We start from the raw sequence: 9,458 nt of genomic DNA, 5'->3' as shown, positions 1-9,458 counted from the left end.
GGGCGGGCGCGGGGGGCGGTTCTGCGGCCGCCTCGCGCGCGCGGGTCGAAACGAAGGTCGCGACGACGGTTTCGGTCTTGCGCTGCGCCTCGGCGATTTCCTCGATCCGTCTTTCCAGGGTCGGACGCGGATCGGTGCCCCCGGCGCGCTGCTGCTGGATCTGGCTCTGGCGCAGGGCATCCAGCGCCGCGCTCAGCCGCGCCGACTCCTCGCGAAGGATGCGCGCGCTGCGCATCGTGGCCGCGCCCACCCAGATCAGCGCAAGCGGCGTCACCATCGCCAGAAGCAGCAGAACGAAGCCCAGGGCGCCGGCGCCCCCGTCCGCCCCGCGCCCGAAGGCAAGGAAACTTCCCGCCACGGCCAGCCAGAGCACGGACAGGACCGCCGCCACGACATCCGTTGTCGTGATTCCGTTATCGCGGCCCGGGCGCGTGAAGCTTCCCGGGCCGAACGACTTGTCCTGCTTTTCCCAAGCCATGCAACGGCTCCCGCGTCCTCAGACGTAGCGGATCTTGAGCACCTCGTAGCCGCGTTCGCCACCCGGCGTGCGCACCTCGATGCTGTCGCCTTCCTCCTTGCCGATCAGCGCGCGGGCCAGCGGCGAATTGATGTTCAGCAGGCCCTTCTCGATATCTGCCTCGGCCTCGCCCACGATCTGGTAGGTCCGTTCCTCGTCCGTGTCCTCGTCGACCAGCGTCACGGTGGCGCCGAACTTGATCGGCCCGGACAGCTTCGCAGGGTCGATCACCTCGGCCCGGGACAAGAGCGTCTCAAGCTCCTTGATGCGGCCTTCGATGAAGCTCTGCTTCTCGCGCGCGGCATGATACTCGGCATTTTCCGACAGGTCGCCATGCTCGCGCGCCTCTGCGATCGCCCGGATCACGGCCGGACGCTCGACGGATTTGAGCGTCTTCAGTTCTTCATCCAGCGCGGAGTGGCCCGCGCGGGTCATAGCTATCTTTTCCATGGCACTCTTCGGCATTTAAAGAGAACAAGGCGGGCGCAAACTGCAGCCCGCCAGCGGTTGGGTTCCGGTTCACCTGAACCGAGAGCGGCGCGGATTGCAAGAGTGCATCACCAGCCGCAAGCGCCGTTCCGCCAAGCCTCCGGGGGCGTTCCGTTGCGCAATGCCGCTCTGCAGCGAAATCTTGTTGCGTTGCGATTGAACTGCCCCGCCGCCTGCGCTAACGGTTTGCGGTAGCATGACGTGGGGGCGGCGCCCGTGCCGTTCGAGAGGGGAAGTTCCATGGCCGAGATCGAACGGGAATCGATGGAATATGACGTCGTTATCGTGGGCGCGGGGCCTGCGGGCCTTTCTGCCGCGATCCGGCTCAGGGAGCTCGATTCCGATCTGTCCGTCGTGGTGCTTGAAAAGGGCTCCGAGGTCGGCGCGCATATCCTGTCGGGCGCGGTTCTGGATCTCATTGGCCTGAACGCGCTTTTCCCCGACTGGAAGGAACGCGGTGCGCCGGTCAGCGTGCCGGTTCGCGAGGACAATTTCCTGTTTCTCAGCGAAAAGGGCCAGATCCGGTTTCCCAACTGGCTGATGCCGCCCCTGATGTCGAACCATGGCAACTACATCGTCTCGATGGGCCGTGTCTGCCGCTGGCTGGCCGAACAGGCCGAGGAGCTTGGCGTCGAGATCTTCCCCGGCATGTCCTGTTCGGAAGTCGTCTGGGGTGAGGATGGCCGCCTTGCAGGCGTCGTCGCGGGCGAGTTCGGGCGGCAGGCCGATGGCACGCCGGGGCCGAATTACGAACCGGGCATGGAGCTGCGCGGCAAGTATGTCTTCCTTGCCGAAGGCGTGCGTGGATCGCTGTCCAAGCAGGTGATCGCGAAATTCGGCCTGTCGGAAGGCCGCGACCCGCAGAAATACGGCATCGGCATGAAGGAGATCTGGGAGATCGACCCCGCCAAGCACCGCGAGGGCACGGTCACCCACACGATGGGCTGGCCGCTTGACGGCAATGCCGGTGGCGGTTCGTTCATCTACCACGCCGAGAACAACCAGATCTTCATCGGTTTCGTGGTGCACCTGAACTACGAGAACCCGCATCTTTACCCCTACATGGAGTTCCAGCGATTCAAGCATCACCCGGTCGTGGCCGAGTTGCTGAAGGGCGGCAAGCGCGTGGCCTATGGCGCGCGGGCGATTTCCGAGGGTGGCTACCAGTCGATCCCGAAAGCGGCGTTCCCCGGCGGCGTACTGCTGGGCTGTGCCGCGGGGCTGGTGAACGTGCCGCGGATCAAGGGCAACCACAACGCGATGATGTCGGGGATCGAGGCGGCGACGGCCGCGGTCGCGGCGATCCGTGCGGGTCGCGCGGGCGATACGCTGGAGGATTACGACACCGCGCTGCATGCGGGCGCCATCGCCAGGGACCTGAAGCGGGTCCGGAACGTCAAGCCGCTCTGGTCGCATTACGGCAACCTGATGGCGACGGCGCTGGGCGGGTTCGACATGTGGATGGCCAACCTGACCGGCTGGAACCCGCTGGGCACGCTGCACCACGCCAAGACCGACGCCGCCCATACCGGAAAGGCCAAGGATTTTCCCAAGATCGACTACCCCAAGCCCGATGGCGTGCTCAGCTTCGACCGGCTGACCAACGTGGCGTTTTCCTTCACCAATCACGAGGAAAGCCAGCCCAGCCACCTGCGGCTGGCCGATCCGGCCCTGCCGATCCGGGTGAACCTGCCCGAATTCGCGGAACCCGCGCAGCGCTATTGTCCGGCGGGCGTCTACGAGGTGGTCGAGAAGGACGGCACCAAGGAATTCGTCGTCAACTTCCAGAACTGCGTCCATTGCAAGACCTGTGACATCAAGGATCCCAGCCAGAACATCACCTGGGTGACGCCGCAGGGTGGCGACGGGCCGAACTATCCGAACATGTAACATCCGTGCGACGGGGGCAGGGTTTCGGGGGGCGGTTCGGGGCGGCGGATTGCCTTGCCCGGCGCCGGGCTCTAGGTTTGTCCATATCAGTTGGAGTATCTCCTTGGCCGTCCGCCTTCCGCGTTTCGCCCTTCTCGCCGCTGTCGGGCTCTCTGCCCTGACATTGGCCGCCCCCGTCCGCGCGCAGGAGGGTCTTGCCGGGGCCTATCTGGCCGCGCGCCAGGCCAGCATGTACAGCGACTACGCCGAGGCGGCGCGCTATTTCGACGCCGCACTGGCGCGCGATCCGTCCAATCCGTTCCTCCTGGAAAACGCCCTGACCGCCCATGTCGGACTTGGCGAGCTTGACCGCGCGGTGCCGATCGCGCGGCGTCTGGAAAGCGGCGGCCATTCCAGTCAGATCGCGAACCTCGTCATTATTGCCGAGCAGATGAAGCGCGGCGCCTGGGACGAGGTGCTGGCCGACATGGAGGCCGGGCGCAGTGCCGCGCCGCTGGTCGATGCGCTGATCCGCGCCTGGGCACGGTTCGGGCAGGGCCGCATGTCCGAAGCGCTGGAGGCCTTCGACGCGGCCTCTGCGCAGTCCGGGCTCAGGACGTTCGGGCTGTACCACAAGGCGCTGGCGCTGGCCGCGGCGGGCGATTTCGAGGGGGCCGACCTGATCCTGTCCGGTGAGGCCGAGGGGCCGTTGCGCGCGACCCGGCGCGGCGTGATCGCCCACGCACAGGTTCTCAGCCAGCTCGAACGCAATTCGGATGCGCTGGAACTGGTCGAGATGGCCTTCGGCAGCGAAACCGATCCCGGGGTGACCCGGCTGAGTACGCGGCTGGCTGCGGATGAGCCGCTGCCCTTCGATGTCGTGCGCGACGCGACCGAGGGGGCAGCCGAGATCTTCTACACCGTCGCGGGCGCGCTGAACGGCGATGCGATGGACAGCTACACGCTGGTCTATTCCCGGCTTGCCGAATACCTTGCCCCAGCCAATACCGATGCGGTTCTGCTGTCCGCCAACCTTCTGGAATCACAGGAGCGGTACGAACTTGCCATCGCCGCCTATGCCCGTCTCGGGGCGGAGGATCCGGCCTTCTACGCCGCCGAGCTCGGCCGCGCCGAAGCGATGCGCAAGGCGGGCGATATCGATGCTGCGATTGGGGTTCTTCAGGCGCTGGCCGCGGAATTTCCCGACATCGCCATCGTCCATGTGACGCTGGGCGACACGTTCCGCAGCCAGGAACGTTACGAGGAAGCGCGGCAAGCCTACGACGCGGCGATCGCGCTGTTCGACGAGCCCGCCCGCGGCCAGTGGATCGTCTACTACGTCCGCGGCATCACGCATGAGCGGCTGGACATCTGGGACAGGGCCGAGGCCGATTTCCTTCAGGCCCTCGAACTGGAACCCGATCAGCCGCAGGTGCTGAACTATCTGGGCTATTCCTGGGTCGAGATGAAGACCAATCTCGATCAGGCGCTCGACATGATCGAACGCGCCGTCGCCGCCCGGCCCGATGACGGCTATATCACCGACAGCCTGGGCTGGGTGCTGTACCGGCTGGGCCGCTACAACGAGGCGGTGCCGCATATGGAACGGGCGGCCGAACTGATGCCGGTCGATCCGATCGTCAACGACCATCTGGGCGATGTCTACTGGGCCGTGGGGCGGCGCAACGAGGCGCGGTTCCAGTGGCACCGCGCGCTGTCCTTCGACCCCGAGGAGGACGAGGCCAACCGCATCCGCCGCAAGCTGGACGTGGGGCTCGACAAGGTGCTCAAGGAAGAAGGGGCGCCGCCCCTGCATCCGGCCAATGACGGTTGAGGCCTTCGCGCCTGCCAAGATCAACCTGACCCTGCATGTCACCGGACAGCGGGCAGATGGCTATCATCTGCTCGACAGCCTTGTGGTCTTTGCCGATTGCGGCGACCGGCTGACGCTGGCGCCCGCCGACGATCTGACGCTGACCGTCACCGGCCCCCGCGCCGAGGGTGTTCCCACGGACGGGCGCAACTTGGTGCTGAAGGCCGCGGCGCTGTTCGGGCCGGGCCGGGGCGCAGCGATCACGCTGGACAAGCACCTGCCCGCTGCGGCGGGGATCGGCGGGGGCTCGTCCGATGCCGCGGCGGCGCTGCGCGGTCTTGCGCAACTTTGGGACATGGCCCTGCCGGAGCCGCAGGCGGTGCTGTCGCTGGGTGCCGATGTGCCAGTCTGCCTTGCGCCGCGGTCGCTGCGCATGCGCGGCGTCGGCGAGGAGATCACCGAGGGGCCGCGCCTGCCCGCGATGGGGTTGGTTCTGGTGAACCCGGGCGTCGAGGTGCCCACGCCCGCGGTGTTCAAGGCGCTGACCCGCAAGGACAACCCGGCCATGCCGCATCCGCCGGGCTGGGCAAGCGCTGCGACCATGGCGCATTGGCTGAAGACCCAGCGTAACGACCTGGAGGCCCCCGCAATGGTGTTGGCACCTGTGATCGGCGCGGTTCTGAAGGCAATTGGCGCCAGTCCGGGCTGCCACATGTCCCGGATGTCAGGTTCGGGGGCCACCTGCTTCGGGCTTTTCGACACCCGCGCCGAAGCCGAGGTCGCCGCCGCGGCCCTGCGTGCCGAGAACCTCGGATGGTGGGTCGCCGCCGGCGAACCCTTCACTCTCTGACGTGAAACGGGATCAGCTGATCCGCGCCACCACAAAATCGGCCAGATCGCTCAACATGTCCCGGATCTCGTGATCGGGCAGGCAGTCCAGCGCCTCTTTCGCCCGTGCCGACCAGGCCAGCGCCTCAATCCGCGTCGCCTCGATGGCGCCGCGCCTGTGCATCAGGTCCAGCGCGTGTTCCAGATCACCCTCGCGCTGGTCGCCCTTGGCGATCGTGCGCTTCCAGAACGCGCGTTCCTCGTCATCGGCCGCAGCAACCGCCTTGATGATCGGCAGCGTCAGCTTGCGCTCGCGGAAATCGTCGCCGATATTCTTGCCGGTCGCCTTGGCATCGCCTGCCACGTCCAGCAGGTCGTCAACGATCTGGAAGCCCACGCCCAACGCATCGCCGTAAGTGTAGAGCGCGCGCACCTGATCCTCGGGCATGCCTGCGATTACGCCGCCGACCTCGGTCGCCGCTGCGAACAGCGCCGCGGTCTTGCCACGGATCACCTTGAAATAAACATCCTCGGTCGTCGCAAGATCGCGCGCCGCGGTCAGTTGCAGCACCTCTCCTTCCGCGATCACCGCGGCGGCGTTCGACAGGATGTCCAGCACCTGCAGATTGCCCGGCGCCACCATCAACTGGAAGGACCGCGCGAACAGGTAATCGCCGACCAGCACGCTCGACTTGTTGTCCCAGAGCAGGTTCGCGGTCGGCCGTCCGCGGCGCTGGCCGCTTTCGTCCACCACATCGTCATGCAACAGCGTCGCGGTATGGATGAACTCGACCGTCGCGGCCAGGTAGACGTGATAGGGCCCGTCATAGCCGCACATCCGCGCCGCCGCGATGGTCAGCATCGGGCGCAGGCGCTTGCCACCCGCACTCACGATATGCGCGGCCACCTCTTCGATCCGCGGGGCATGATCCGACCGCATCCGTTCCCGGATCAGCCTGTCGACGGCGGCCATTTCCTCGCTCAGCAGAGCGGCCAGCCGTTCATGCGGTTTCGTGACTGCGTTGTCCAAGCCCATCACGGCCTCGTCAGGGTTGCTCGACAAGCGGGGCGCTCTGGCCTTAACTCGCTGTCATGAAGGAACTCATCCGCACCAACGACCCGACGATCATCGCCTTCGTCTCGGCACTTCTACAAGGCGAGGAGATAGTCTGCTTTCAGATGGATGTCCACATGAGCATACTTGAGGGCTCGATAGGCGTTTTGCCGCGCCGGATCATGGTGGCCGACCGCGACCTGTTCCGTGCCCGCGCCGTCTTGCGTGACAACGGCATCGATCTGCCCGAAAGCGGATGAGGCCGGTGGAGGGGCTCACGCGCGATGCGTTCCTGGGTGGCAAGCTGTCGATCCGCCAGCCAGAGCAAGGCTATCGCGCCGGGATCGACCCGGTTCTGCTGGCCGCCGCGGTGCCTGCCGCGCCGGGGCAGTCGGTGCTGGAACTGGGCTGCGGCGTCGGGGTGGCCAGCCTCTGCCTCGGCGTTCGAGTGCCGGGGCTGACGCTGACCGGGGTGGAATTGCAACCCGTCTATGCCGAGCTGGCGCGCGGGAATGCCCGCGCGAACGGCATCGCTCTCGACATCGTGACCGCCGATCTGGCGGCGCTGCCCGCATCCTTGCGCGCGCGCGGTTTCGATCATGTCATCGCCAACCCGCCCTACCACCTGCGCGCGCGCGGCAGCGCCGCTCCCGATCCGGGCCGCGAGACAGCGCTGGGCGAGGCGACGCCGCTGGCACTTTGGGTCGAGACCGCCGCCCGCCGCCTTGCCCCCCGCGGCTGGCTCACGCTGATCCAGCGCGCCGAGCGGCTGCCCGGGCTGCTGGGGACCCTGGATACACGTTTAGGTAGTGTGGAGATCCTGCCCTTGGCAGCCCGCCCCGGCCGCCCCGCCAAACTTGTCCTCCTGCGCGCGAGAAAGGGTGGCAAGAGCGCCTTCAGGTTGCATAGCCCATTGATTCTCCACGAAGGCTCCCGGCACGAACGGGATGGCGACAGCTATGTTCCGACCATCTCCGATGTCCTGCGTCGGGGCGCCGCACTCCCATGGCCGGTCTGACGAAACCCGTTATGCGCGAATCCGTCATTTTCAAGGAGGTGACACGACTCGTTTTTCGTGCTGCACTGTAAAGGTTCGATGACACAAGGAGAGGAGCACCGACCATGAACGTGAGTTCGCATCTTCAGGAACTCCGCCGCAAGCACCAGGCGCTCTCGGACCAGGTCGAGGAGGCGCAGCGAACGCCGTCGGCGGATGACTTCCGTATCGCGGACCTCAAGAAGCAGAAACTCAGGCTCAAGGAACAGATCGAAAGGCTGTCTCAGGCCTGATCGTGCCGTGCGCCGGCCCGGGCGGCCAGCGCGGCGCCGCCGGTGATCAGCACCGTAGCGGCAACAAGGACCGGCGTGGGGGCCGAGATCCCCGCGCCCACGCGGATCAGCGTGGACAAAAGCGGCGCGGCCTAGCTGGCCACCCCCAGAAGCTGTATGTCGCCGCGCTTCACCTCGATGTCCCAGACATAAACGGCCACCCCCACTGGCCCCAGCCCCAGCGCCAGCACGCTGAACCAGCCAACACCCGATTCCGGCCAGACCGTTTCCTCCAGCACCAGGTGAAGCGGCAGCGACAATGCGGCGGTGGCAAGGCAGAACGCCGCGACGCTTGCTGTCGGGATCTCGCCCAGCCGACACGACAGAACGGAATAGCTCGACCAGGTCAACGCGCAGAGCAGCGCCAGCCCGTAGCCGGGCAGCGCCGCGCCGTCGAACCCGGCTGCCCCCCCGCGCCACGATCAGTGCCGCCCCTGCAAAACCGGCCACCGCGCCGATCACATGGCCCGCCCGCAGCCGCTCGCTGGTCGCGGCCACCCAGACCAGCCCGACCGCGCCCCCGATGGCAAAACAGATCGCATTGAGCTGGAATGGCGGCACCGGCGCCGAACCCACGGTCAACAGCGCCAGAAGCGCCCAGAGCAGGACGGCAAGAAATCCGATGGCTGTGGCGCGGTACGGGGACATGGCGCGTCCTCTATACCGGTCGCGCCGCGCCGCCCAGAGCGGTTCGCGCCCTCCTGTCTTCTTCTTGGAAAAAATACCCAGGCGCGCAGCGCGCCCGCGGCACGCGGGCATGAAGAAAGGGCGGCCCCGATGGGCCGCCCCCGTGATCGCAGAGGTCCGCGTTCAGACGAAGAACTGCGCGCCGTTAGCCGAGATGGTCGAGCCATTGATGAAGGTCGACTCGTCCGAGGCCAGGAACACCACGCAGCGCGCGATTTCCTCGGGCTTGCCAAGACGACCGGCCGGGATCTGGGCGATGATCGCCTCGCGCACCTTCTCGGGCACCGCCATCACCATTTCGGTGGCGATGTAGCCCGGGCAGATCGCGTTCGCGGTGATGCCGAAGCGCGCGCCCTCCTGGGCCAGCGACTTGATGATGCCCAGATCGCCCGCCTTGGTCGCGGCATAGTTCACCTGGCCGAACTGGCCCTTCTGCCCGTTGATCGAGGAAATCACGATCACCCGGCCGAACTTGCGCTCGCGCATGCCGGGCCAGATCGGGTGGACGGTGTTGAACACGCCCGTCAGGTTGGTGTCGATCACCTCTTTCCACTGTTCGGGCGTCATCTTGTGGAACGGGGCGTCGCGGGTGATGCCCGCGTTCGCCACCACCACGTCGATCGGCCCGAGCTCGGCCTCGACCTTCTCGATCCCGGCCTTGGACGCCTCGTAATCGGCCACATTCCACTTGTGGGTGGGGATGCCGGTTTCCTCGGCGAACTTCTTCGCGGCGTCGTCATTGCCGGCATAGGTCGCCGCGACCGTGTAGCCCGCCGCCTTCAGCGCCTTGCTGATCGCCGCGCCGATGCCGCGGCTGCCGCCGGTGACGAGTGCAACTCTTGCCATGATTCCTCCAGAATGGGTGTCGATTG

Annotated in this window: 9 protein-coding genes and 2 pseudogenes; 6 read left to right on the top strand and 5 right to left on the bottom strand. The window is 66.6% G+C overall.

Annotation, left to right across the window (positions count from 1 at the left end; genetic code table 11):
• Together ENN83_RS16620 and greA are read right to left on the bottom strand one after the other, a co-directional pair.
• Nucleotides 1-478, bottom strand: a pseudogene (locus ENN83_RS16620) (hypothetical protein); the annotation flags it as partial.
• A gap of 18 nt (nucleotides 479-496) precedes the next feature.
• Nucleotides 497-967: a transcription elongation factor GreA gene (greA, locus tag ENN83_RS16615; RefSeq protein ID WP_287188927.1), complete on the bottom strand. Its 471-nt coding sequence runs from the start codon at nucleotides 965-967 to the stop codon at nucleotides 497-499.
• Nucleotides 968-1,246: 279 nt separating this feature from the next.
• Here greA and ENN83_RS16610 point away from each other — a divergent pair, with 279 nt between their 5' ends.
• From ENN83_RS16610 to ENN83_RS16600, 3 genes are all read left to right on the top strand, one after another.
• Nucleotides 1,247-2,896, top strand: a complete 1,650-nt coding sequence (locus ENN83_RS16610; protein WP_287188922.1) for an electron transfer flavoprotein-ubiquinone oxidoreductase — start codon at nucleotides 1,247-1,249, stop codon at nucleotides 2,894-2,896.
• A gap of 163 nt (nucleotides 2,897-3,059) precedes the next feature.
• Entirely contained in the window at nucleotides 3,060-4,709 is a 1,650-nt protein-coding gene (locus ENN83_RS16605; RefSeq protein ID WP_287188920.1) for a tetratricopeptide repeat protein, read from the top strand.
• The gene (locus ENN83_RS16600; protein ID WP_287188918.1) at nucleotides 4,699-5,538 is read left to right on the top strand and encodes a 4-(cytidine 5'-diphospho)-2-C-methyl-D-erythritol kinase; all 840 of its coding nucleotides are present in this window, start codon (nucleotides 4,699-4,701) and stop codon (nucleotides 5,536-5,538) included. Before ENN83_RS16605 ends, ENN83_RS16600 begins: the two co-directional genes overlap by 11 nt.
• 12 nt (nucleotides 5,539-5,550) lie before the next feature.
• Here the strand turns inward: ENN83_RS16600 and ENN83_RS16595 are convergent, their stop codons facing one another.
• Nucleotides 5,551-6,552, bottom strand: a complete 1,002-nt coding sequence (locus tag ENN83_RS16595) for a polyprenyl synthetase family protein (RefSeq protein ID WP_287188916.1) — start codon at nucleotides 6,550-6,552, stop codon at nucleotides 5,551-5,553.
• Between the two features lie 56 nt (nucleotides 6,553-6,608).
• Here ENN83_RS16595 and ENN83_RS16590 point away from each other — a divergent pair, with 56 nt between their 5' ends.
• From ENN83_RS16590 to ENN83_RS16580, 3 genes are all read left to right on the top strand, one after another.
• Entirely contained in the window at nucleotides 6,609-6,830 is a 222-nt protein-coding gene (locus tag ENN83_RS16590) for a DUF2007 domain-containing protein (RefSeq protein WP_132695122.1), read from the top strand.
• Nucleotides 6,827-7,588, top strand: a complete 762-nt coding sequence (locus ENN83_RS16585) for a tRNA1(Val) (adenine(37)-N6)-methyltransferase (protein ID WP_287188913.1) — start codon at nucleotides 6,827-6,829, stop codon at nucleotides 7,586-7,588. The genes ENN83_RS16590 and ENN83_RS16585 overlap by 4 nt, the downstream gene beginning before the upstream one ends.
• 104 nt (nucleotides 7,589-7,692) lie before the next feature.
• Nucleotides 7,693-7,860 carry a YdcH family protein gene (locus ENN83_RS16580; protein ID WP_287188911.1) on the top strand — a complete coding sequence of 56 codons (168 nt, stop codon included), beginning with the start codon at nucleotides 7,693-7,695 and terminating at the stop codon, nucleotides 7,858-7,860.
• On the opposite strand, the pseudogene ENN83_RS16575 reads toward ENN83_RS16580, so the two are convergent.
• Nucleotides 7,851-8,547, bottom strand: a pseudogene (locus ENN83_RS16575) (EamA family transporter). The gene ENN83_RS16580 and the pseudogene ENN83_RS16575 overlap by 10 nt on opposite strands.
• Nucleotides 8,548-8,709: 162 nt before the next feature.
• Nucleotides 8,710-9,432, bottom strand: coding sequence for an acetoacetyl-CoA reductase (phbB, locus tag ENN83_RS16570; RefSeq protein ID WP_287188925.1), 723 nt, complete (start codon nucleotides 9,430-9,432; stop codon nucleotides 8,710-8,712).
• Nucleotides 9,433-9,458 lie beyond the last annotated feature (26 nt).

This window comes from Rhodovulum sp. (genome assembly GCF_011048875.1).
Classification (GTDB): domain Bacteria; phylum Pseudomonadota; class Alphaproteobacteria; order Rhodobacterales; family Rhodobacteraceae; genus Rhodovulum; species Rhodovulum tesquicola.
The sequence above is the reverse complement of the archived record's forward strand: the minus strand, read 5'-3'. Positions and strand labels throughout refer to the sequence as shown.

What these genes read in the sequence shown, in the direction of transcription:
- ENN83_RS16595 (WP_287188916.1), bottom strand. Translation starts at nt 6,552, where the DNA reads ATGGGCTTGGACAACGCAGTCACGAAACCGCATGAACGGCTGGCCGCT.
- greA (WP_287188927.1), bottom strand. Translation starts at nt 967, where the DNA reads ATGGAAAAGATAGCTATGACCCGCGCGGGCCACTCCGCGCTGGATGAA.
- ENN83_RS16585 (WP_287188913.1), top strand. Translation starts at nt 6,827, where the DNA reads ATGAGGCCGGTGGAGGGGCTCACGCGCGATGCGTTCCTGGGTGGCAAG.
- phbB (WP_287188925.1), bottom strand. Translation starts at nt 9,432, where the DNA reads ATGGCAAGAGTTGCACTCGTCACCGGCGGCAGCCGCGGCATCGGCGCG.
- ENN83_RS16590 (WP_132695122.1), top strand. Translation starts at nt 6,609, where the DNA reads ATGAAGGAACTCATCCGCACCAACGACCCGACGATCATCGCCTTCGTC.
- ENN83_RS16610 (WP_287188922.1), top strand. Translation starts at nt 1,247, where the DNA reads ATGGCCGAGATCGAACGGGAATCGATGGAATATGACGTCGTTATCGTG.
- ENN83_RS16580 (WP_287188911.1), top strand. Translation starts at nt 7,693, where the DNA reads ATGAACGTGAGTTCGCATCTTCAGGAACTCCGCCGCAAGCACCAGGCG.
- ENN83_RS16600 (WP_287188918.1), top strand. Translation starts at nt 4,699, where the DNA reads ATGACGGTTGAGGCCTTCGCGCCTGCCAAGATCAACCTGACCCTGCAT.